The organism is Devosia pacifica, from assembly GCF_014652635.1.
Lineage (GTDB): Bacteria > Pseudomonadota > Alphaproteobacteria > Rhizobiales > Devosiaceae > Devosia > Devosia pacifica.
Genome location: NZ_BMZE01000002.1, coordinates 1,115,034 through 1,138,097 on the forward strand (window position 1 = coordinate 1,115,034; position 23,064 = coordinate 1,138,097).

Below are 23,064 nucleotides of genomic sequence, written 5' to 3' on the forward strand. Positions count from 1 at the left end.
GAATGGCAGACTACAAAGAGCTTTTACGCAAGGCCATTACGGCCCTGCCGGAGAATAACGGGGCTGCCAGGCGAGCCGTGTACGAGAGAGCGCGGTCGGCTCTCGTCGGCCAGTTGCGCAATCTTGATCCGCCACTGCCTGCGCGTGATATCACGCAGCATAGGCTTCAGCTCGAGGACTGCATCCGCCAGGTCGAGCAGGAAGCCAGCGAGGCCGCACTCGGTTATGGACGCGATGACCGCTCCGCCCGTCCGTCCCGCGCGCCGCGTTCCGAGCCAGAGCGCGCGCCGCCAATGCCACCACCTCCGCCTCAGCAGCAGGCTGAGCCGGACTATGAGGAGGTTGCCGAGGCCGAGCCAGAATATAGCTTGCCGGATCAACGCGATACCACGCCCGAGGAGCCTGCGGCCGTCGATGAGATGATCGTCGCGGACCCTGAGACAACGCCCGAACAGGACGCCACGGCCTACTATGAAGAGGACGAAGAGCCTCTTGAGGACGATCAACACGATTACGCGGACGATGAGCCCTACGAGGACGACCTCGATTATGAGGACGACTCTGACTCCGATCCGCTGGAGTCGATAGAATCGATCATCGCTGCCGCTGAATCCGCGTCGGACTCGGATGGCCGCCGGAAACGCCGGGGCGAACTCGCGCCGGATGAGGCCGAAAGCGAGAACGAACAGGGGACGTCGAGCGAGCCGCCGCCAGTCGTTGAAGCGCAGACTATTGAGCCACAGCCCCAAAAGCAGGGGTTCAGGTTGTTCCCATCGCTTGCAGCGCGCGGTTCGAAAGCTCGTGGGGCGACACCTGTTGTGGCGCCGAATGGCGCAGACACACACGGCAGCGCTACACCTCGGGCGGGAATAGCGAATGGCAGCGAGGCCATTGTCGCGACTGAAGGCGCGCAGGTGCAGCCCGCGCTTTCGAGCGTCCGGGAAGTCGAGCCTGAAGCCAGCTACGATCCACTGGACGCGGAAGGCGCGATCGAACGCGCGATCCAGACTCTTGATCGTGAAGCCCGTGGCGAGCCGGCACCGCAAGCCCAGCAGCCTGCCGGCAAGGCAGCGGTGGCCGAAGATGTGCGCCCGGATGCCGAATATGCGCCAGCACCTGCCGGGGCAGGAGAGGCGCTTTCTTCCCTGCGTGCGCATGACGAAACACGTGGTGCGAACGACATCGGCACTCCCGATACGCAGGTGACCGAAGATGAAGGACGCGGCGGTGGCGGTGGCCTGACGATCTTTTTGATTGTGTTTGCCCTGCTACTGGCTGGCGCTGGTGGTGCAGGCTACTGGGCGTGGCGCGAAGGCTATGTCGATCTCGACCAGATGTTCGGCCGCGTGTCGACCGACGATCCGGCTACGCCCCAGGAGACGGTCGATACCACCCAGATTCCGACGCTCGACGCGCCGCCGGCACAGCAGCCCGCGGAGGAGCCGACGCAATCGCCGGTTGTTGACCAGACGGGGCCAGGAAATACTACCAGCGAACCGGTTTCGCCGGAGCCCACTGCCGCGCTCGAGGGACTTGAGCCGGATGAAGACGCAGATCGACTGCAGCCCTCGACTGACACGCTCGATCCGATCCCGGAGCCGGTTGACCCATCGGACGGCGCGAACGTTCTTAACGACGACCGGCTGCCGAGCGCTGATGACGCAGACACTTCTGCGCCCAATCCTGCCGCATCGGTCGACCCTGTCGACCTCGCCGGCAGCCAGTCGCTGTTGCTGGAGGCATCCTCTGACGGGCGCACGGGGGCTGTACCGTTCTCAGGCACCGTTGAATGGACGCAAGGCACCGATGAACTCGGCCTGCCGACCATCGAGGCCGAGGCGAGCATTCCTGCGCGCAATCTCGACGTTTCGGTAGTGCTGCGGCGCAATTCCGACCCAAGCCTGCCGGCAAGCCATCTGATGGAAGTGACGTTCGACGTGCCGGATTCGTTCATTGGCGGCTCGATCTCTTCGCTTCCGGGCGTCTTGCTGAAAAACGAGGAACTGGTGCAGGGCACGCCGCTCGAAGGCGCTTCCGCACGCGTGGTGGGCAACTCGTTCCTGTTTGCGCTCAGCCAGTCTGAAGAAGATCTTCAGACCAATCGCGATCTTCTCGGTAGCCGCAAGTGGATGGACCTGGCGGTGATCTACGCTACCGGCCAGCGCGCGATCATCACGCTTGAAAAGGACACCGACGCGGAAGCCCTGTTCGATGAGGTGCTTGAGGAATGGCAGGCCGCCGGCAACGGCGACGGCTAGGACGAGCGGGCGATGGGCTCGACTGGGATCTGTTCGAGCCGCTTGTCGCGAATGACATAGTGCCGGTCCGCCAGTGCGCGGACATCATCAGCATTGTGGCTGACAAGGATGGTTATCCAGTTCTGCTGCCGCGTCAGGCTGCGAACCAGTTGACGTGTAGCGGCGCGTGTTTCCTCATCGAGGGCGGAGAACGGTTCGTCGAGAAGCAGCAGACGCTTGTCGCGCAGCAGGGTGCGCGCAAGCGCGACACGCTGCTTCTGGCCGCCTGACAAGGCTGCGGCGCGTCTATCCTCGAGGCCCTCGAGCCCGACCTGTTCAAGTGCCTCTCCGATTTGCTGCTTTGCCTTGCGGTCCGCGTTTGGCAGTCCGAGCGCGACGTTTCGGGCGACCGTCAGGTGTTCGAACAGGCTCTCCGACTGCAGGAGCAAAGAAAGCGGCCGCCCTTCAGGCGGCAATGGCAGCAGGTCTTCGCCATCAAGGCTGAGACTGCCATCCGATGCCACGGCAAAGCCGCCAATCAAATCGAGCAGGGTGGATTTCCCCGAGCCGCTGGTTCCGGAGATCGCGGTGATCTCGCTAGCGCGCGCCTCCATCGTGAATGCGTAGCTTTCCACCTGCTCCGGATAAGCGAACCTCAGGTCTTCAAGAACGAGCATCGAGCAATCTCTCGAACAGGCGTGGCAAGGCGATGAAGGCAAGGATTGTCGCGACAAGCAGCAGCGCCGCGATGACCGCTGCGTCGTCGGAGCGGTAGGAGCCAAGGGCGCGATACATCATCAGGGGAAGAGTTTGGAAATCCTGCGTGCCGAACAGGGCAATGACGCCGAGATCGCCGAACGAGAAACAAAAGGCCAGGGCAAGCACCACACCGACTTCGCGTCGCAGTAGCGGCAATTCAATGTACCGCAGTTGTTGCCAACTGTTGAGCCCGAGGCTGCGGATCAGCTTCGCCTTATTCTGCACCAAGCCCTCGAGCGGTGGACCGAGCGTGGCGGAGGCGAAGGGTAGCGCCAGAAGTGCATTTGCAATGATGACGACGATCGGCGCTGCCTCTGCCGGCGCGATACCGAGATTGCGCACGCTGAGGAAGAAGCCGAGGGACAAGACCACCGCTGGCACCGCAAGATAGGCGAAGACCGGAAGGCCGAGTCCGAGTCTGAGTGTGCGCCGGGCTGATGCGGCGCGGCCGAGCCCAAGTCCAAGAGCGAGGATTAGCGTCAGTGCCGCTGAAGAGAGGCCGATGACAACGCTGGTTGTGGCAGCGCGCCAGAAGGTAGGACGCGTCAACACATCGGCAAGATCAGCAACGACGCCATCGAAGATCACAGCCAGCAGCGGAAGCAGGAATCCAGCGATGCCAAGGCCAAGTACACCCCATTGCAGGAGCCGCGCCGGGCCCCTGTCGTGCCAGTTCTGGCCTGTCGAAACGCCGGTGCTGATGGGCACGGGAGGACGTGCTGCAGCCGCGAGGATAACGAGGGAACATACAAGGATCTGAACCAAGGCCAGATGCACTGCGCCCAGGAGATCGAACTGCTGGCGCACGGCGGCGAAAATCGCGACTTCCAGCGTCTGGTTTGCTGGCCCGCCGCCCAGCAGCAGGACAATGGGAAAGCTTGTGAACGCGAGGAGGAAGATGACCGCGGCAAGTCCGGGAACGCTGCCGCGAATGGCCGGCCAGTCGATGATCGTGAAGCGTTGCCACGGACTGAGTCCAAGGCTTTGACCGATCTTCAGCCGCGCTGCCGGGATGGCATCAAGCCGCTCAAGCAGTATACGCGCGGCGAACGTTGCATCGAGGATAAGGTGCGCAAAGATGATGCCCCATAGCCCGAACGCGAGGTTGCCGATGCTCTCACCGAACAGATAAGTCGTCGCAGAGTTGATCCAGCCGCTTCGCCCCCAGATGCTCAGCATGCCGAAAGCAACGACAATGCCTGGTGTGACGATGGCAGCCGCGAATACACCGATCACCAGATCGCGCCCGAAAAAGCGCAGCCTGTTCAACGCCCAGGCCAAGGCAATGCCTATTGCGATAGACAATACAGTTGTAAGCCCCGCCTGAATGCTGGTCATGCGCACCAGATGCCAGATATCGGTGCGAAGCGTACCGCCGGTGGTGCTGGCGGCGGTGACGAGGATGTTGGCAAACAGCCCTGCGATCAGCAAGGCGATCAATACGGCCAGCGTCGAGGCGATAATGACGCGCTTCGGACGGTGCGGCAGGTGACTGGCGCGCGCCGAATGGCGGCTCTCAAACATGGGAGGTGCCACGGCGCGCGCCTGTTCTATCAGTTCAGTGCATTCAGCATTTCGTCGATCCAGGCATCGCGATTTGCGGTGATCTCCTCACCCGCGATGCTCAAGGTCGATGATGGCTGCTGGAGATCCGAAAACGACGGATCGAGCTCGCTTTCGAGATCGACCACGGGGAACATCCAGTTGGTCGTCGGGATTACAGCCTGTGCCCCAGGCGATGCAAGGTAATCGAGAAACTCGCGAGCAAGCGCCTTGTTGGGGGAGGATTCCAAAACGCCGGCAACTTCGATCTGGGCCAAGTGCCCCTCTTCGAACATTGCGGCATGGATGCTGTGATCGTCTTCATCAAAGACGTGATATGCCGGAGACGTCGTGTAGGACAGAACCATATCGGCTTCCCCATCGAGGAACAGCGCATAGCTTTCCGACCAGTCGCTGGTTACCGTCAGTACGTGCGGGGCGAGCCCTTCCCAGATCTCGGCTGCGTCATCGCCATAGGCAGCCTTGATCCACAAGACAAGGCCAAGCCCCGGCGTTGCAGACCGGGGGTCCTGGATGGCGATCTTGAAGGACTCCGGCCTATCTATCAGTTCCTCGAAGGACTGTGGCGGCTCGCTGACCACATCCTCGTCATAGACAAACGCGAAGTGCGAATAGTCAAACGGCACGAAGGTCGGATCGGTCCACGTTTCGGGCAGCGATAGCCCGTCGAGATCGAGCTGATGCTCGGCGAAAAGACCGGTCTGGCGTGCCTCACCGGCAATTGCCGTGTCGAGGCCGACGATCAGGTCGGCATCGGTGGTATCGCCTTCGAGCTGCACCCGGCGAAGCGCGCCAATCGAGGAATCGGCGGCGATGAACTCGACGATGCAATCGCACTGCGCCTCAAAGCCCTCTTTCAGCTGCGGGCCGGGCCCCCAATCTGCGGCGAACGCATCATATGTGTAGATCGTCAGGTTCGGCGTTTCCTGCGCGGTGGCTGCAGTCGCAGCTCCGGCAAGGACCGCAAGCGCCAATGGAATGGATTTGATCATGGGATCATCCCTTTCACGCGGACCGTCTGGTCCGGGGTTGCGGTCATGAAAACGGGGATGCAAGCCAGTGGTCAGGGCAGGTGCCCTTGCCATCTCGAACTTCCTCCGCCAGCATGACCTGGTTCAGGTTCAATGGGTAAATCTCAGCTCCGGCAAGGCCGGAACACCCCAGCGAGATAGCGAAGACATAGTGTGAGCGTGCCGATCGTGCAAGATGGATCGATGGTTGAGCATGGCGATCCGCCCTTGGTCTATGAGCGGCCGATAGCAATTGTCGGGGGCGGGACGGTCGAGCCCGACATGCTGCGTCAGCTCGATCAGCAAGGCATCGCATTGATCGGGGCGGATGGCGGTGGCGATGTTATCGCGGATGCAGGACTGGTTCCGGCAGCGATCGTCGGGGATTTCGACTCGCTCAGAGACCCCTCGGCCTGGTCATCACAAACCCGTCTCGTCCATCTGAAAGAGCAGATGACTTCAGATTTCGAGAAAGCCGTCTACAGCACATCCGCGCCGGTGACGCTGGCACTCGGGATGATCGGGCGGCGCTTCGATCACACAATGGCGGGGCTGCACGTCGTTCACCGTTATGCGAAAGAGCGCAGGATCATCCTTGTTGACGAGGTCGATATCGTCATGGGGGTTTCAGGGTCCTTCGATTTCACCGCCGAGCCGGGAGAGCGCGTCTCCATCCATCCACTGGACCCAGTGTGCTTTCGCGCGTCGAGCGGTCTACTCTTTTCGCTAGACGGGTTGGCGCTTGCCTCCGGCGTCAGAACCGGCACCTCGAACTCCGCGACGCAGACTACCTTTTCGGTTGAAACAAGCGAGATCGGCATCTGGTTGTTGATCCTCGGCAAGGCGCGTCTTGCCGATCTCATACAGCATCTTGTGACCAGAGATCGCCCCTAACGGAAAACGCCGCCCATAGGCGGCGCTTGGTGCATGTGGCAGTAAATCCGGGATCCCGTCAGGCGGGCTCGCCTGCCTGCTGGCGGGCGGCGTCCTTTACGGCATCCTGAACCTTTTCAAAGGCCCGGACCTCGATCTGACGGATGCGCTCACGGCTGACGCTGTATTCCTGCGCAAGCTCCTCGAGGGTAGAGGGGCTTTCCTGCAGCCGACGCGCCTGGAAGATCGCGCGTTCACGATCGTTGAGCACGTCCATAGCATTGGTCAGCAGACCCATGCGTTCGTCGCGCTCCTGGGTCTCGCCCAAAGTGGTTTCCTGGTCGGGGGTTTCGTCCACCAGCCAGTCTTGCCACTCGGAACTGCCTTCATCGGCACGCATCGGCGAGTTCAATGAGGCATCACCCGAGAGCCGCGAGTTCATCGAGACCACGTCGTCTTCCGACACGTTCAGCGATGTGGCGATCTGCTTGATCTGCTCCGGATGCAATGCACCGTCCTCAAGAGCGGCAATCTGTCCCTTCACCTTGCGTAGGTTGAAGAACAGGCGCTTCTGGGCGGCTGTGGTGCCGATCTTCACAAGCGACCATGAACGCAACACGTATTCTTGAATCGCGGCTCGGATCCACCACATGGCGTATGTGGCAAGGCGGAAACCCTTGTCAGGCTCGAAGCGCTTAACAGCGTGCATGAGACCGACATTGCCTTCCGAGATGACCTCAGAGATCGGCAGGCCGTAACCGCGATAGCCCATGGCAATCTTGGCCACGAGGCGCAAATGCGATGTAATCAGTTTTTGAGCGGCACCGGGATCGGTATGCTCCTTGTACCGCTTGGCCAGCATGAACTCCTCATCCGGCTCCAGCATGGGGAATTTCCGGATTTCCTGGAGATAGCGGCTCAGACCTCCATCGGAGGTCAGGACAGGTAGATTGGATTGGGCCATTAGCGCACCCCTTTCATACTCCCCCGCTTTGCGGGCAGATTATCCGCATCCATCCTTTGCGGCACAGACGCAGACGTAACGCTCAATATAAGCACTCGCTGCGCGATTGTAAGACCGACCAATGCACTACGTTTGAGCGGGTTGCGCTGGTTCACACCGGTTTCGCGCGATTATATCGGGCCATTGCGGCTGCAAGACGTTCGAGATCACTGGGCAGATCTGCGGTGAACGACATCAATTCGCCCGAGCGCGGATGCGCAAAGCCAAGCTCGCTGGCGTGAAGCGCCTGTCTTTTCAGCGCGTTTATTGGGGTTGCGGCGTCTTCGGGGAGACGATTGATCTTTGTGGCATAACCGGAGGCATAGACTGGATCGGCGACCAGGGGATGGCCGATATGCGCCATATGCACGCGGATCTGATGGGTGCGGCCCGTTTCGAGCCGGCATGACAATTGCGTGACATCCCAGCCTTCCGCTCCGAAACGGCCGGTGACGGAATAATGCGTTATCGCCTCGCGGCCATCGCGCCGGACCGCCTGCTTCAGCCTGTTCTGCGCGTCCCGTCCAAGCGGAGCATCTACGGTGCCGCCAGCCGCCTGCGTCGCGCCCCAGGCGAAGGCCGTATAGATCCGGTGCAGATTGCCCTTGCGGCCGTGGTCGGCGAACTGAGCCGAAAGGTGCTTATGGGCGCGCTCGGTTTTCGCCGCCACCATGACGCCGGACGTTTCTTTATCGAGACGGTGTACGATGCCGGGCCTTTTTACCCCGCCAATGCCCTTGAGCGTATCTCCGCAGTGGTAGATGAGCGCATTGACAAGCGTCCCGGATGGCGAACCGGGTGCCGGGTGCACCACCATGCCGGCGGGCTTGTCGATGACAATCAGATGATCGTCCTCAAACAGTATCGAGAGGGGGATGTCCTCCGGTTGCGGCTCCGGATCCTCTGGCGGTGGGGCAACAAGGACAATTGTCTCATCGACTCGGACGCGGTATTTGGGCTCGACGACACTACGGCTGTCGATGCTGACTGCGCCTTCAAGGATCAGATCCTTGAGGCGGGATCGGCTGAGGGCAGGGTAGGCAGCAGCCAACACGGCGTCGAGCCGTCCACCTTCGGCGTCGGAATCGACAACGAAGCGGAATTCCTCCGCCGCATCGGAAATATCCTGCATGAATGACACATCCCGGTCTGATGAGAATGGCCCCGAAGAGCTTACGCCCGAAGCCCGCCAGGTCTTGCAGCGGGCTCGCCGGTCATTCGGCTTTTCGGTCGGCATATTGTTGCTGGGCTTTATCGCAATCGGTTTCGCGCTTGTCTATCGCGCTGTACGCGACGCGCCTCCGCCCGAAATAGCGGAGGCCGTTACCCTTGCGGGCGATGCGGAAATTTTGAGCGCTATCGTTTCCGAAGGGCGCATCAACATCACATACGTGTCCGAGGGCACGACCCGCCTCGCGTTGTTTGATGCAGCTACGGGCGAGCTGTTGAACGAAATCGCTATCGAGGCAGACTAGCGCGAGCGGATTTCACGGGCCGCTGCATCGCGGTCAGACTGCCCGTTCGGCGAACCTTCACCATCGTCCGGTTCGGCAAAACGCTGTATTCTCTCAAAGAGACTTTCCGGCTCGTTTTCCGGACTGTTCGTTTGTGGCGCCGGTCCACGAACCACGTCTCCGACCGTCTCGGCAATGTCGAGCAACCGCCGCCGCATTTCCGGCGCGTTCTGTCTGACAGCATGCGGATCGTCGGCAATATCCGCCTCGAACGCTGCGATCTGTCGTTGCAGATTATCCTCGATATCTTCGCGGCCCAGGCGTTCCGCAAGCAATTCATCGCGGTTGCGGTCTCCGGCTGACGGTGCTTCTGCTTCGATGAAAGAGTCCAGCCGATCGGCTGCAGCGGACAGGTCCGATCCGGCCGTTTCAGCATCGTGCGTCTGAGAGTCGGCAATTGGAGGCTGCCGGGTGCCGGGGTTATCCGTCTCCATCTCCGCTGAAGCGATGTAACGTCGCAGCGCCGACAACTCGTTGAGAAGGCGGCTGACATCATGTTCATAGTCGCCGCTGAGCGAGCGCTCTATGCCTTCAGGGGGTATGTCGGCTTCGAGAATCTGGTGCAGCTGCGCAAGTTCCTCGGATCGTTCCGCATCGACTTGAGCGCGTTGTTCGAGATCCTGCAGCAATTCGGCGATCTCGCTCTCGCGCACGCTCAGTTGCTGTTGTGTGTCCTCAAGCCGGCTTTCCAGCGCTTCTATGATTTCTGCGCTGTCTCTGTGCTCGGTGCGAAGGCTAGTGAGGTCCGTGCGCTTGCGGTCTGCCTCACCCATCTCCTCGGCCAGGCGCTCGCGCAGATGTTCGTTTTGCTGCTCTAGCCGGCGGACAGTCAGGGCGAATTCCGAACGCAGCTGATCCTTGTCGGCACGAAACTCAGCAAGCGTCATTGGTGTCGCCGCTTCGATGCGACGGCGGGTGAGCCGGACCGCGCGGCGCCAGACCGCAGGCATGATGATCAGCGCCATCAGTGCCGAAGCCAGCGCCCCGAGCGCGAAATACATGATGTTCTCGATCGGCATTGACTGCTCCGCCTTTCGCAAGCCCAGCTCCTGGCCAGCGACATGGGTATTCAACTAACGCGCATCCGCCGTTCCTGGTCGCGCGTCAAGTCTACCTCTTAGCGTGTTGTGTGCCATCGCACCAACAAGCGGCGTTCCAGCGGAGAAGGCGAACCCTGATCAGAAGGGATTCCAGGTCGGCTGCTGGGTAAAGTTCAAATACCCGAGATTGACGCCGAGCCGGGCACCCACACCCGAGCGGATCGGCACCATGACGACAGTTTCACCGCGCAGAACTGTCATGCCAAAGCCCCCAACTACGTAGGCGGAACCGGCGATGCCGCCGAAGCGGCCATAGACGTCCTGGATGGAACTGAGATTGTAGACCAGAACCATCACCCGGGAGCCGTCACCGCCGACATCGAAGCCGACGCTCGGCCCTTGCCAGAAAAGCGGCACCTGACCGGCATTGCGTGTGTAAAGCATGCCTTCGCCGTATCGTGCGCCCGCGAACAGAGCGCCACCGGCTTCTTCTCCAAGGATGTAGCCGTTCGGCAGGCCGAACTGAGAGACGGCGCGCTCGACGACAGAGGCGAGGCCCTGAGAAATGGAGCCGAAAAACGCACTGCCGCGCTGGACGAGTTCATCGCTCGAATAGCTGTCGCTGACCGAGCCCTGAGCCATTGCAGGCGCGAGGCTGCCGAACACAAGCGTGAACAGGATGAGCAGGCGGACGAGTGCAATGCGCATGCGGCGGCTCCTTGTTTATCGCGGCAGGCTTTACGAAGCGCTCAAGTTTCGGCTCTAGAATGGCCGATACCTCTGTTGGCAGCCTGCATGTCGATTGGTGCGATGATGCCTCAAATCTCTAAACAAATCTTAACCATGGTGCTGATTGGCTGGGCTTTGTACATGCCAGGCGTCAGCATGGGGCAGACGAAGTTTCCTCCGGTCGATACCAACCCACTAACGGGGGTTGCGCTCGATGGGTACGACCCCGTTTCGTATTTCACCGAGGCCGAGCCGCTATTGGGCAGCGAGGAGTTCGAGTTGATGTGGGCTGGTGTGCCATGGCACTTTGCCAATGGTGCCAACATGGCGATTTTCGAGCGGGCACCGGAGGTTTACGCACCGCAATATGGCGGGCACGGCGCAATGGGAATGGCGCGCGGTTTTCTGGCGCAGGGGGATCCGCGCTATTACGCAGTGTTCAAGCAGCGATTGTTCATTTTCTATTCTGCTGCCAACCGCGAGGCCTTTCTGCTGGCGCCGGACGCCGCCGCCCTTGAAGGGCAGGTGAAATGGCGCGACCTGACCGGTGCCGAGATTGCTGCAGAGCGTTGATTGCCCCGTAACCCTATGTGGCTAATCTTGGTCCACTGATTCTATTTCATGAGCTTGCGGAGAGCAGAATGGCTGAAATCATCACGCTGGGGGAAACGGATCTGGCGGCCATGCTGTGCTCCAGGGTGTGCCATGACCTGATCAATCCGATTGGCGCGATCGGGAATGGGCTGGAAGTTCTCAGCGACCCCGAACAGCAAGAGATGGCGGACAGTGCGCGTGACCTTATTGCCAGCGCCGCACGTCAGTCGCGGGCCAAGCTCGAATTTGCCCGTCTGGCCTACGGCGCTTCTTCTACCGCGGGCACCGATATTGATACGCGCGAGTGCGAGCGCGTGGCGCGCATCCTGTTCGACATCGAAAAGGCGGAACTCGACTGGCAGGTGCCGCTAATCCTGCTGCCGAAGCATAAGGCGAAGCTGTTCATGAATATGCTGCTGATCACCTCGGCCTCCGTGCCGCGCGGCGGTGACGTCACGGCCGTGATCGAGGGTGCAGAAGGGCAGGAGACCTTCAAGTTCACGGCTACCAGCAATCCTGAGAAACGTCAGCGCACCGTGATCCCGTCAACCGTTCCGGAACTGCTCGCCGGTTCGCCGCCCGAGGGCGTCGACGCGCGAGGCATCCAGCCCTTCTACACCGGGCTGTTGGCACGCATGACCGGTATGGAGCTCGATATTGGTATCGAAGACGGCCGTTTTCACTTCACCGCATCGCCGAAGGCGACAGAAGGCGGCGAATGAGGGTGCGTTAGCCTGATGCTAACCATTCGGTAGCGACATTGCCTCATTGTGAGGCAATGGCGTCTATCAAGGTCCAGGGGCCAGCGTCCAAGGGGGCAACTCATGAAATCTTGTCTCATCGTCGATGACTCGAGCGTCGTGCGTAAAGTCGCGCGCCGCATTCTCGAAGAGATGGATTTCGTAATCGACGAAGCCGAGGACGGTCAGGAGGCGATGGATAAATGTCGCCGCGAAATGCCGGACTGTATCCTGCTCGACTTCAATATGCCGATCATGAGCGGGCTGGAATTCTTGAAGCTGTTGCGCGCCTATGAGGGCGGGACTAAACCACGCGTCGTCTACTGCACGATCGAACATGATATCGGCCAGATCGCCCTGGCGCTGAAGGCGGGGGCGAACGACTACATGATGAAGCCGTTCGACCGCGCTATTCTGGAATCAAAGTTCGAGGTAGGCGCCTAGGCCCTTTTACTGCTGGGCCTCGGCGTTCGCTTCGTCTTCAGCGGGCGCGCGGACAAATACGCTGCCAGCGAGAATGCAGTTGTCACCTTCCGAAAGCGTGAACCGGCCATCGTCGCCAAGCTCGATCAGGCAGACCATCGGGAACACCGCGTCACCAATGTCTCCGCTGACGTCGGTCAGACTCAACTGATCCTCGGCGACCAGATAGTTCCCGGTTACCTCGTCACCGGACTGATCCTCAAGCATCGTGAACGTGCCGTCTTCCGTAAACGTCGCGCTCAGCCCGTTGCTCTCGAGAAGGTAATCTCCGGCAAACTGATTGCCCTGGACCTGCGGTTCAACAGCTTCGCCTGACTCATTGGCAGCCTGCTCCTCAGCAGGCTGCTCTTCCTGATTTACGGCCTGATCGGCAGAACCCTGCTGCTCGTCTGCATTATTGCCATTTTCCTGCTGACCAGCCTCGGTAGCGTCTTCGCCCGAGTCATTAGGCGCGAGAGCCGCCGGCTGTTCAGCCTCCTGCTGTTCACTGGAAGCTGCTTCGTCTTCCTCGACAGCGGCCGCCTCATCGGTCTCGACAGCCTGTTCATCTGATGGCTGCTGCTGCTCACCCTGTGTACGCTGCGCTTCGCCCTCAGAGGTCTGCTGGTCCTCATTGGTGGTGGCAGTGATTTCCTGCTCGACCTGTTCCAGCTGCTGACTGCGCATTGCGAGATTCTCGGCGAGATCGTTGACCTGCTCCTGAAGCTGGTCACGCTGCTGGCGGTACTCCGATACTTCGCTCTCAAGACCGGCACGCTCAGCCTGGAGGTCTGCGACCGCCGCATCCAGCTGATCACGCTCAGCTGCCAGTTGGTCACGCGTAGCCTGCGCTTCGTTAAGAGCAGAGCGTGCCTGTTCCTCAGCCTGCTGCGCTTCCTGCATGCTCGTCTGCATCTGCGCGAGGCGCTCGGAATTGGTGGCCGCCTCCTCATTCAGTTGCGCAACCGTCTGCCGGATCTGTGCTTCCTCATTGCGAAGAGTTTCCAGCCGTTCGCCCACTGCCGACAGCTGATCGCGAGATTGGGCAAGTGTTGCCTGTGCATCTTCGGCTTCTGTAACGGCCTGGGTGCGGCGCTCTTCAGCGCTTTCCATGTCCTGGCGCGCCTGAGCCAGTTCTTCCTGGCGCGCCGTCAGAGTGTCAGTGACCTGAGCCAGTTCAGTATTCGCGCTCTCGAGCTCGGTCATTGCCTCGTCGCGCTGAGCGCTGACATCATCCAACTCGGTCTGGGCTGTCTCAAGCTGCGTCTGAAGTTCTTCGTAATTGGTGCCGGCGTTTTCCATCTCGGTCAGCTGGGTCTGCAACTCGTCTCGTTCGCCTTCCGCCGATGTCAGAGCGGATTGTGCGTCCGCCAACTCGGTCTGGACCGCGCTTTGCTGCGACGCCGAGCTGCCCCAGAAGATTAGAAAAACCAGCCAGCCGACAACGGCGGCAACGGCCAGCCCTAGAACCAGTGGATCGCGAAAGCGCTGCGAGGTTGAGTTTTCAGCCATAGGAATCCTGCCCCAATTTTGTCACTATTATGCAACGCCCGGTTTCGGGCCTTGGTTCCGAGCAAAGCAGAAAACCGGGGCGTGGTCCATCAGCCTCGCACAACTGGTTTGTCAGGGCGATGACAGCGGGGCGTTTGAGGCGCGTTTGGTGCAAAAGCAAAAGCGCCGTGCCTGAGGCACAGCGCTTGCAAAGTTCAGCGATTTCGGAACGCCCTCAGGCGCTTTCAGAATACTCGTTCTCATCGGGTTCGCGCAGCACATAGCCGCGTCCCCAGACAGTCTCGATGTAATTCTTCCCGCCTGTCGCCACTGAAAGCTTCTTGCGCAGCTTGCAGATGAACACGTCGATAATCTTCAGTTCCGGCTCGTCCATGCCACCATAGAGATGGTTGAGAAACATCTCCTTGGTAAGCGTCGTGCCCTTGCGCAGGCTCAACAGCTCCAGCATCTGGTATTCCTTGCCGGTCAGGTGAACGCGCTGACCCATGACCTCGACAGTCTTCGTATCAAGGTTAACGTTCAGGTCGCCGGTCTGGATGACAGACTGTGCGTGACCTTTCGAACGTCGGACGATCGCATGGATGCGTGCCACAAGCTCGTCCTTGTGGAACGGCTTGGTCATATAGTCGTCTGCACCGAACCCAAGGCCACGAACCTTGTCTTCGATCCCCGCAAGACCGGAGAGAATAAGGATCGGCGTCTGGACCTTCGCAACCCGCAGCGTGCGCAGAACCTCATAGCCGCTCATGTCCGGCAGGTTCAGATCGAGCAGGATGATGTCATAATCATACAGCTTGCCGAGATCCACACCCTCCTCGCCGAGATCGGTGGTGTAGACGTTGAAGCTTTCCGACTTGAGCATGAGTTCGATGCTCTGCGCGGTTGCGCTGTCGTCCTCTATCAGGAGTACCCGCATAATATTCCCCTTGCCAATCGTTCCCTGCTGGAACCGGTGAGGCCGCTTCCGCCGAGACAGCCTCGCAACCCGTACTGGGCATGGACACAATCTAGGCCCTAATAGTTAACAAAGTTTAATTCTGATCCGCAATACGCGAAAACGGGTAACCTTGATTAAATGTAACTTACTGAAAGTATTAATAAAAATGGCCAATTAATTTTTAAGAAATTGGTTTAAGAAGCCCTTTTAAGCGACTCTCGGGACTCTGCCATTCGGGCTCACGTGGGGGAGTGGGGCGGTTGAAGCGTCTCGCGCAGACAAATGGCCCCAAATGTGCCATTAGCCAAAAATGCTTAACGCCGCGTTACCAAGTGATTCGTTGGCTGATCTGGCAAAGGGGGCAAGGTGACGATGTCAGTCGGCTCGGGTCCTTTGGATATTCGCCCGCTTATCGCCAGCGTCGATGCTATCGATGAGGTGACTGTCTATGGGCGCGTTAAATCGGTGCAGGGCCTTCTGGTTGAAATCGTCGGGCCGGTGCGCGAGCTCAAGGTGGGCGGCCGGGTGGTGATCGAGACCAGTGGCGGCGAGAACCTCAAGTGCGAGATTATCGGCTTTCGCGATGGCCATGCGCTGTGTCTGCCGTTCGGGCAGCTCGATGGGGTCAGGCTCGGCTGCAGGGCGGTGTTCCAGCGGCACGCGGGTGAAATCTACCCGTCGCACAACTGGCTGGGTCGGGTGGTGAATGCCGAGGGCCTGCCGATCGACCAGAAAGGTGCGTTGCCATCAGGTGCGGCGCCCTATCCACTAAGAGCGGATCCTTTGCCCGCCCATGAGCGCGTGCGTGTGGGCGACCCGATCGACCTCGGGGTGCGCTCCCTCAATACCTTTACGACGATGTGCGATGGCCAACGCATGGGGATTTTTGCCGGCTCGGGCGTCGGCAAGTCTGTGCTTATGTCCATGCTCGCACGGAACACCGAAGTCGACGTCGCGGTCATCGGACTGATCGGCGAGCGGGGCAGGGAAGTTCACGAGTTTATTCAGGAATACCTCGGTGAAGCCGGACTCTCCCGTGCCGTCGTGGTTGTCGCCACTTCGGATGAGGCGGCGCTGATGCGCCGTCAGGCAGCGCTGATGACGATGACCATCGCGGAATATTTCCGCGACCAGGGCGAGCGCGTGCTTTGCATGATGGACAGTCTCACCCGCTTTGCCATGGCACAGCGCGAAGTGGGCTTGTCGATCGGGGAGCCGCCGACGGCAAAAGGATATCCACCGACAGTTTTTACCGAGTTGCCGCGGCTGCTGGAACGTGCCGGACCAGGGCGGCAGAACTCCGGTTCCATTACCGGCTTATTTACCGTTTTGGTGGAAGGTGATGACCACAACGAGCCGATCGCGGATGCCGTACGCGGTATTCTCGACGGGCATATCGTGATGGAGCGCGGTATAGCCGAGCGGGGACGCTACCCGGCGGTGAACGTGCTCCGGTCCATTTCGCGGACCATGCCGGGATGCGTGCCGAAAGACTTTCGGCCCGTCCTGTCTCGCGCCCGCGAATTCATGTCGGTGTATGCCGATATGGAGGAACTGATCCGTCTCGGGGCGTACCGGAAGGGGTCGGATCCGAAGGTGGATCAGGCGATTGCATTGACGCCGGATCTGGAGGCCTTTTTGAGCCAGGATCCGGACGATCAGACCTCGCTGGCGGAAGGCTATCGCCGCTTGGCGGCAATCGTGGGGGCGGAAGGCTCTGGCTAAGACTATTCGGTGGGTGCCAGCCCGCCGGGGACCTTGGGGTGTAAGGAGTACAGGTCGTGAAATCGCGTAGCGAGAGCCTCATTCGGCTCAAGAAATTTCAGGTCGATGAGAAGCGTCGGCAACTGACGCAGATTGAAATGATGGTCGCCGACTTCGAGCGCATGGCGACCGAGCTCGATCAGCAAATCGAGATCGAGCATCAAAAGACCGGTATCTCCGACGTCGCGCATTTTGCGTATTCAACCTTTGCCAAGGCCGCTGCCCAACGTCGCGACAATCTCCTCGCGTCGGCGAACGACATGCGTCACAAGCTCGAAGCAGCTCAGGACGCGCTTGCCGAGGCTGTCGAGGACCTCAAGAAGGTCGAACTGCTGGATCAGCGCGAAACCCAGCGCGAAAGCGATGAACGGGCGCGCGAGGAACAAGCCGGCTACGACGAAATTGCCCGCCTGCGCCAGTTCAAGTAGCTCCGATTAAGGCTGAATCAACATCCGTTGCGTTGCCCGCTCCTGTGGGTATGTCTGCGGATTGTAGGTCGGCTGTGCCTCGAGAGCCTGGCGCGACGTATTGAGGTAAAGGTATCGGTCGCCGGTAATGTCGGCACCGAAGCTCAGGTTTTCATAGGCAACCGCCACCGGCTTTGCCCCAAGGCCGAGAAATCCACCGACGTCGATGACCAGCGCGTCGATCTGACCGTTCGGGTCAGCCAACACTTCATTGATGGTACCGATTGGTTCGTCATTGACCCCGTATACCCCCATACCGCGCAACTCTTCGGGCTGCGGGTCGACCGCTGCGCCGCTTTCCTCCAGGCCAGGAGCAGCGTTTTCCGCTTGATCGGTGGTCATCGTGGGGTCGATGGTCTGGCCCGTCTGCTCTTCCTCACCAACCATCTGCTGCTGCTCCTCGGCGGGTGTATCGGGAACCTGCGGAGAAGCGTCTGAGGTTTGCGGCCATTGGAATTCGGGCGCGCCTGCGAGTGAATCGCGCGTGGTCTCCAGTACCCATCGTGTCGTGCCGTCCGACACCGGCGTGCGTGAGAGATCCTGAAAATCGATTGCGACAAATTTGCTAGAGACCCCAAGATAGGCGCCGACATCGACGATTGCCGCGCTGACATCACCCAGGGGGCCGATCACCAGATCTTCAACGGTGCCGATGAGTTCGGCCTGTGCGTTTGTGCTGTCATGAATCTGCTGGCCAAAGATGACGCTGGCGAGGGTTTCCTCTGAAGTGACCTGATGTCCCTCCGACATCACCGTGGGCGGGGTCAGGCCCACTTGCTCAAGCTGGCTCGAGGACCGTGTGTCACCGGGCAGATCAACCTCCGGCACCTGCGCAACTGAGATCGATGTCGCAGCAGCCAATAGTCCTAGGGTGATTGGAATATTGCGGATCATGTTCACGGCCTCGTTTACCTGGAATGAGAAAGGCCGGCCCGCGGACGGGCCGACCCAAGAACTCAATAGTAGCGCGTAGCTTACTGTGCGGGCTGCTCGGCAGGAGCCATGTCGCCTTCAGCCGGCGCCATTGCACCGCCATCGGCAGGGGCCATTGCACCCCCTTCAGCCGGAGCCATTGCGCCATCAGCGGGGGCCATTGCACCAGCCGGATCTGCGGGGGCCATTGCACCACCGTCAGCCGGGGCCATTGCGCCAGCTGGGTCAACTGGCTGGTCTTCCGCCCAGACGAACTCCGGAGCACCCTCAAGGGCTTCGGCATTGGTCTCAAGGACCCAACGCTCGGTGTTATCCGCAGCGATGGTGAAGTTCAGCAGCTCGAAATCGGCCGCAACCTGCTTCTCACCAATCCCGAGGAAACCGCCTACGCCGATGACAACTGCCTCGAGCTGGCCGTCTGCAGTGAAGACGAGATCATTGATGTCACCAATATTCTCGGCATCGTCAGCTGCCGACGAATAGACCGGCATGCCCAGCATTTCGCTGATCAGATTGTCGGAATCCGCCGCAGTGTAACCCTGCGAGACGTCCCACGGCTCATCGACCATTTCGTCCTCAGGGGCGTCGGTGTTGAGCTCCTGATCTTCGCTCAGGATTTCTTCGCCTTCAACGGCCATGGCGTCATCGCCTTCGGCAGGAGCCATGGCATCGCCCTCAGCAGGGGCCATTGCATCGTCGCCTTCGGCAGGGGCCATGGCGTCATCGCCTTCGGCCGGTGCCATGGCACCGCCTTCAGTGGTCAGCTCGCCATCGGCCGGAGCCATGGCATCTTCGCCTTCTTCAGGGGCGGCAGCATCATCCATTGGCTCCATGCCTTCGGCCGGCGCTTCCATCTCGTTCATGGGAGCTTCGGTGTCTACGGCAGGCGCATCTTGGGCGATTGCGGCCGAACCCAGAAGAGCTGCAATGGCAGTGGTGGTCAAAAGGGTGCGGATCATAGTAATCTCCAGCTGTTCATTGTTTTGAACAGGGTCGTGCGACATCTAACTTCCCGGTGAGCTGTCGCGCGGCCCATTATGCTGGAATGAACGCCAAAGCAGATCACTCGTTCCCGCAGTTTTCACGATTCCTTGACTTCGCCATATTCTGGCCAGCAGCAGGCCCCTACACGGTTACTGTTCATCGAGATCATAGGTGCGCATGGCCCGGTGCGGCATGCCGCCATCCATGAACTCTCCGCCGAATGCCTGAAACCCAAGCCCTTCATAAAGGCCCAGTTTATCGATTTGCGCGGCGAGATAGAAACGGTCATGGCCATTTCGCCGACACTCCTGCATGGCGGCCATCAATAGCGCTCGAGCAATGCCTCGCCGGCGCCAGGCCTTCGAGACCGCCACCCGGCCAATTTTGGCGTGTTCAGGCTTGAAGACGACCCGCAGTGTTGCGACCACTTCGCCCTCGGCGATGGCAACATGGTGCTGCGCGACCAAGTCATCTGCATCCAGCTCAATCTCTTCTGGTACACCTTGTTCGGCTACGAAAACCTCTCGGCGCAGACGGAAGGCAGCTTGCGAAAGGGTTGAGAACGCTGGAACCCGCAGGTAGTGCAGCTCGGTCATTAGTACGGCTCCATTTTTGGCGCAGCCGTACCCTTAACGGGCGTTGCTGTCACCCGCGGTGTTGCCGTGAACAATGCGATGGACGAGCGCCAGCTTCTTGATGACTTCTGGGGTGAGGACGAAGGGATAGGCGTCGGCGAGACCCATCGACCGGTTGAGGGAGTTGGTCAGGCCCGCCAACGGGATCCAGCTTGCGGCGATCTGCTCGAAGCTTTGTGCCTGATAAGGATCGTATCCAGCCCTCAAGGCGGTGTCGCCTCCGTGCGGCGGGTGAACCTCAACCTGATACTGTGAAGCAGTTTCCAGCGTATCGGTGATGTGGAGGTAATGCGCCCAGCACTCCGCGAAGTCTTCCCACGGGTGCGAGGTCGCGTAGGCGCTGATGAAGTTCTGTGGCCAGTCGGCGGGGGCACCGTTTGCATAGTGCCGCTTGAGCGCATCGCCATAGTCTTCCGTTTCGTCGCCGAATACCCTGCGGAACTCCTCAAGGACTAGGTGACCCTCCACCAGCAGATCCCAGTAGTGATGGCCGATCTCGTGCCGGAAATGCCCGAGAAGGGTCCGATAGGGTTCGCCCATCGCAGCACGCCGACGTTCCCGTTCAGCGTCATCGGCCTCGGCAAGTGCCAGGGTGATGTAGCCGCGGTCATGCCCAGTCATCACCTGCTCGCCATTTCCCCTAGCTTCGGCGAGAAAATCGAAAGCCAATCCGTGCTGGGGGTTCTCGGCGCGCGTTTCCAGCGGAAGCCCGAGACGCAAGAGCGAATAAAAGAGACGCTTTTTTGCCCGCTCGATGACCTGCCACTGATGCAAATGGTCGGGAACTGAAAGATCGGGCACCGTCTCGTTGTGCCGACAAGCGAGACAATAAATGTCGCCGTCCGGCTGCGCGTCGATCAGCCAGTTGCAGGCGTCGTGGCGCGCATTGTCACAATAGACATAGGTGTTGTCGGGAACCGTCACGGAGCGATAGACCCCGTTATCTGCCTTAAGGGCGATCATCATGTTTTCGCGTGGCAAATAGCCCAGCAGGTGACCGCAGGCTTCGCAAAGCGCGTTCTCGAAATAGACCGTATTGCCACAGTGATCGCAGGTGAAGAGTTTCATTTTGGGCCCCGATGAGTGCGGTAGTAAATGCGCCACCGGGGTTGCTGTTCCGTCAGATCTTCGATGCGTGTGACGCGATGGTGGAATTGACCGCTAGACGCTTCCGACGGTCTTCAGCCGGATGCGTGGATGCACCTCGTTCTGGCTCATTACCACGGTCTGTGGGCGGAAGCGCTCGATGATGGCGCGCACATGCGGGCGCAGGCCAGGCGAGGTGATGAGGACAGGCAATTCGCCCTGTTGCGCTGCTTTTTCGAATCCGGCCTGCACCGCCCCGATAAACTGCTGCAGGCGCGACGGCGCCATCGCCAGGTGACGCGCTTCGCCTTCGCCGACCATGGCTTCGGCGAAATCCCGCTCCCATTGCGGCGAGAGCGTCAGAAGCGGCAAATTGCCTTCCATGTTGAGATTGGCGGCGCAAAGCTGGCGCGCGAGGCGTGATCGCACATGCTCGGCAATGGTCTGCGGCGAGCGGCCAGGCCCTGCGATCTCGGCGACGCCCTCAAGAATGGTCGGCAGATCGCGGATCGAGACGCGCTCGTTAAGGAGTGCCTGCAGAACGCGCTGGATCCCGGACACGCTGATCTGCGAGGGGACGATATCCTCAACAAGTTTCTGCTGGTCCTTGTCGAGCCCGCTCAGCAGAGATTGCACATTCGCGTAGCTCAAGAGGTCAGCGACATTGGCTTTGAGGATTTCGGTCAGGTGCGTTGAGATCACCGTCGAGGGATCGATGATCGACAGCCCCTCAAACTCTGCTTCGTCACGCAGGCCCGGCTCGATCCAAGCGGCAGGCAGGCCGAATGTCGGCTCGGTCGTGTGGTGGCCCGGCAGCGAAATCGAGTTGCCTGTGGGGTCCATCACCATCAGCAGGTTGGCATGCACTTCGCCGCCGCCCGCTTCGACTTCCTTGATGCGCACCTTATAAAGGTTCGGCTCAAGCTGCATGTTATCGAGGATGCGCACCGGCGGCATGATGAAGCCGAGATCGACAGCAAGCTGGCGGCGCAGAGCCTTGATCTGGTCGGTCAGCCTGTCGGAACCGTTCTCGTCTTCCTTGACGAGGCTCAAAAGGCCATAGCCGAGCTCGAGCTTGAGTTCATCGATCTTGAGGCTGTCGGTGATCGGAGGCTCCGGGGCTGTTTGCGGCTCGCCGGCCGGGCCCTGCTGGGCCTGGGAAATCGCTTCTTCGACAGCTTCCGATTTGCGGGCCTTGCTCGCCCGGTAGGCGACGTAGCCGACGCCGCCGGCCAGTGCCATGAATGGGATGAACGGCATGCCCGGTAGCAGCGCCAGCAGCGCCATCACCGCTGAAGACATACCGAGCGCCTTGGGATAGCCGCTGAACTGCTTGCCGAGAGCCTTGTCGGCACTACCGGTAACGCCGGACTTGGAAACGAGGATACCGGCGGCCGTCGAGACGATCAGCGCCGGGATCTGGCTGACGAGGCCGTCGCCGATCGTGAGCAGCGTATAGACGTTCCCGGCCTCCGAGAACGACAATCCCTCCTGCATGACGCCGATGACCATACCGGCAATGACGTTGATGAAGGTGATGATCAGGCCGGCAACAGCATCGCCACGCACAAACTTGCTGGCACCATCCATGTTACCGAAAAAGGCGCTTTCGCCCTCAAGCTCGGCGCGGCGGGCGCGTGCCGTCGCCTCGTCGATCAGGCCGGCGGAGAGATCGGCATCGATCGCCATCTGCTTGCCGGGCATGGCATCGAGGCTGAAGCGCGCCGCAACTTCCGCGATGCGGCCCGAACCCTTGGTGATGACGATGAAGTTCACCAGCACCAGGATGGCAAACACCACCAGACCGATGATGAAGTTGCCGCGCATGATGAAATTGCCGAACGCCTCGATGACGTGCCCGGCGGCATCAGTACCGGTGTGGCCGTTGGACAGAATAAGCCGGGTACTCGCAAGGTTGAGGCCGAGCCGCAGCATGGTGGCGATCAGCAACACCGTCGGAAACGACGAGAACTCCAGCGGCTTGTGGATGAACAGCGCCGTCATCAGGATCAGCACCGAGAACACGATGGAGATCGCCAGCAGCCCATCGAGCATGATCGAGGGCATTGGCAGGATAAGGACGACGATTAGCGCCATCACCCCTGTCGCGAGGGCAATGTCGCCGGAGCGCAGCGTGTCGATCACGCTCTTCGTGCTGGGGAGCGTGAACTTGCGATCTGAAGTGTTCGGGGTGTCGGTCACCAGCGACGTATCCTTTTAGG

General features: G+C 60.3%; 22 protein-coding genes and 1 riboswitch. Of the genes, 8 read left to right on the forward strand and 14 right to left on the reverse strand.

Annotated features, from left to right (window positions below):
* Positions 1-2 precede the first annotated feature (2 nt).
* Positions 3-2,258 carry a hypothetical protein gene (locus IE127_RS12585; protein ID WP_189425999.1) on the forward strand — a complete coding sequence of 752 codons (2,256 nt, stop codon included), beginning with the start codon at positions 3-5 and terminating at the stop codon, positions 2,256-2,258.
* On the opposite strand, the gene IE127_RS12590 is transcribed toward IE127_RS12585, so the two are convergent.
* From IE127_RS12590 to thiB, 3 genes are read right to left on the reverse strand one after another with little or no spacing between them, the layout of a single operon-like run.
* Positions 2,255-2,914 carry an ATP-binding cassette domain-containing protein gene (locus IE127_RS12590; protein WP_189426000.1) on the reverse strand — a complete coding sequence of 220 codons (660 nt, stop codon included), beginning with the start codon at positions 2,912-2,914 and terminating at the stop codon, positions 2,255-2,257. The genes IE127_RS12585 and IE127_RS12590 overlap by 4 nt on opposite strands.
* On the reverse strand, positions 2,901-4,520 hold the full coding sequence (locus IE127_RS12595; protein ID WP_189426001.1) for an ABC transporter permease family protein: 1,620 nt from the start codon (positions 4,518-4,520) through the stop codon (positions 2,901-2,903). Before IE127_RS12595 ends, IE127_RS12590 begins: the two co-directional genes overlap by 14 nt.
* Positions 4,521-4,549: 29 nt before the next feature.
* On the reverse strand, positions 4,550-5,551 hold the full coding sequence (thiB, locus tag IE127_RS12600) for a thiamine ABC transporter substrate binding subunit (protein WP_189426002.1): 1,002 nt from the start codon (positions 5,549-5,551) through the stop codon (positions 4,550-4,552).
* A gap of 83 nt (positions 5,552-5,634) precedes the next feature.
* Positions 5,635-5,732: riboswitch (TPP riboswitch) on the reverse strand.
* 11 nt (positions 5,733-5,743) lie between these two features.
* On the opposite strand from thiB, the gene IE127_RS12605 reads away from it, so the two are divergent.
* Positions 5,744-6,463, forward strand: a complete 720-nt coding sequence (locus IE127_RS12605) for a thiamine diphosphokinase (protein WP_189426003.1) — start codon at positions 5,744-5,746, stop codon at positions 6,461-6,463.
* Between the two features lie 58 nt (positions 6,464-6,521).
* On the opposite strand, the gene rpoH is transcribed toward IE127_RS12605, so the two are convergent.
* Both rpoH and IE127_RS12615 read right to left on the reverse strand, forming a co-directional pair.
* On the reverse strand, positions 6,522-7,406 hold the full coding sequence (rpoH, locus tag IE127_RS12610) for an RNA polymerase sigma factor RpoH (protein WP_189426004.1): 885 nt from the start codon (positions 7,404-7,406) through the stop codon (positions 6,522-6,524).
* A 151-nt stretch (positions 7,407-7,557) separates the two neighbouring features.
* Positions 7,558-8,577, reverse strand: coding sequence for an RluA family pseudouridine synthase (locus IE127_RS12615; RefSeq protein ID WP_189426005.1), 1,020 nt, complete (start codon positions 8,575-8,577; stop codon positions 7,558-7,560).
* Here IE127_RS12615 and IE127_RS12620 point away from each other — a divergent pair.
* Entirely contained in the window at positions 8,576-8,920 is a 345-nt protein-coding gene (locus IE127_RS12620) for a hypothetical protein (RefSeq protein WP_189426006.1), read from the forward strand. The two genes, IE127_RS12615 and IE127_RS12620, sit on opposite strands and share 2 nt — an antisense overlap.
* Here IE127_RS12620 and IE127_RS12625 read toward each other — a convergent pair.
* Positions 8,917-9,978, reverse strand: a complete 1,062-nt coding sequence (locus IE127_RS12625) for a coiled-coil domain-containing protein (protein ID WP_189426007.1) — start codon at positions 9,976-9,978, stop codon at positions 8,917-8,919. The two genes, IE127_RS12620 and IE127_RS12625, sit on opposite strands and share 4 nt — an antisense overlap.
* Before the next feature lie 159 nt (positions 9,979-10,137).
* Positions 10,138-10,707, reverse strand: coding sequence for a DUF1134 domain-containing protein (locus IE127_RS12630; RefSeq protein WP_189426008.1), 570 nt, complete (start codon positions 10,705-10,707; stop codon positions 10,138-10,140).
* Between the two features lie 177 nt (positions 10,708-10,884).
* Between IE127_RS12630 and IE127_RS12635 the strand changes: the two genes are divergently transcribed.
* From IE127_RS12635 to IE127_RS12645, 3 genes are all read left to right on the forward strand, one after another.
* On the forward strand, positions 10,885-11,301 hold the full coding sequence (locus IE127_RS12635) for a YHS domain-containing (seleno)protein (protein ID WP_189426009.1): 417 nt from the start codon (positions 10,885-10,887) through the stop codon (positions 11,299-11,301).
* A 68-nt stretch (positions 11,302-11,369) separates the two neighbouring features.
* Positions 11,370-12,044, forward strand: coding sequence for a histidine phosphotransferase ChpT (gene chpT / locus IE127_RS12640; protein WP_189426010.1), 675 nt, complete (start codon positions 11,370-11,372; stop codon positions 12,042-12,044).
* Positions 12,045-12,146: 102 nt separating this feature from the next.
* Positions 12,147-12,506, forward strand: a complete 360-nt coding sequence (locus tag IE127_RS12645; protein WP_189426011.1) for a response regulator — start codon at positions 12,147-12,149, stop codon at positions 12,504-12,506.
* A 6-nt stretch (positions 12,507-12,512) separates the two neighbouring features.
* Here the strand turns inward: IE127_RS12645 and IE127_RS12650 are convergent, their stop codons facing one another.
* Both IE127_RS12650 and ctrA read right to left on the reverse strand, forming a co-directional pair.
* Positions 12,513-14,036: a coiled-coil domain-containing protein gene (locus IE127_RS12650; RefSeq protein WP_189426012.1), complete on the reverse strand. Its 1,524-nt coding sequence runs from the start codon at positions 14,034-14,036 to the stop codon at positions 12,513-12,515.
* Between the two features lie 214 nt (positions 14,037-14,250).
* Positions 14,251-14,952, reverse strand: a complete 702-nt coding sequence (ctrA, locus tag IE127_RS12655; protein WP_189426013.1) for a response regulator transcription factor CtrA — start codon at positions 14,950-14,952, stop codon at positions 14,251-14,253.
* Between the two features lie 393 nt (positions 14,953-15,345).
* Between ctrA and fliI the strand changes: the two genes are divergently transcribed.
* Positions 15,346-16,698, forward strand: a complete 1,353-nt coding sequence (gene fliI, locus IE127_RS12660; RefSeq protein ID WP_189426123.1) for a flagellar protein export ATPase FliI — start codon at positions 15,346-15,348, stop codon at positions 16,696-16,698.
* Positions 16,699-16,754: 56 nt separating this feature from the next.
* The gene (fliJ, locus tag IE127_RS12665; RefSeq protein ID WP_189426014.1) at positions 16,755-17,165 is read left to right on the forward strand and encodes a flagellar export protein FliJ; all 411 of its coding nucleotides are present in this window, start codon (positions 16,755-16,757) and stop codon (positions 17,163-17,165) included.
* A 6-nt stretch (positions 17,166-17,171) separates the two neighbouring features.
* Here the strand turns inward: fliJ and IE127_RS12670 are convergent, their stop codons facing one another.
* From IE127_RS12670 to flhA, 5 genes are all read right to left on the reverse strand, one after another.
* Positions 17,172-18,098 carry a PRC-barrel domain-containing protein gene (locus tag IE127_RS12670; RefSeq protein WP_189426015.1) on the reverse strand — a complete coding sequence of 309 codons (927 nt, stop codon included), beginning with the start codon at positions 18,096-18,098 and terminating at the stop codon, positions 17,172-17,174.
* An 80-nt stretch (positions 18,099-18,178) separates the two neighbouring features.
* A complete protein-coding gene (locus IE127_RS12675) occupies positions 18,179-19,096 on the reverse strand; it encodes a PRC-barrel domain-containing protein (protein WP_189426016.1) in 918 nt (305 codons plus the stop codon).
* A 174-nt stretch (positions 19,097-19,270) separates the two neighbouring features.
* The gene (locus IE127_RS12680) at positions 19,271-19,717 is read right to left on the reverse strand and encodes a GNAT family N-acetyltransferase (RefSeq protein WP_189426017.1); all 447 of its coding nucleotides are present in this window, start codon (positions 19,715-19,717) and stop codon (positions 19,271-19,273) included.
* A gap of 33 nt (positions 19,718-19,750) precedes the next feature.
* Positions 19,751-20,824, reverse strand: a complete 1,074-nt coding sequence (locus IE127_RS12685; RefSeq protein ID WP_189426018.1) for a zinc-binding metallopeptidase family protein — start codon at positions 20,822-20,824, stop codon at positions 19,751-19,753.
* Positions 20,825-20,917: 93 nt separating this feature from the next.
* Complete coding sequence (flhA, locus tag IE127_RS12690) at positions 20,918-22,939, reverse strand: flagellar biosynthesis protein FlhA (RefSeq protein ID WP_244640169.1); 2,022 nt, start codon at positions 22,937-22,939, stop codon at positions 20,918-20,920.
* Positions 22,940-23,064 lie beyond the last annotated feature (125 nt).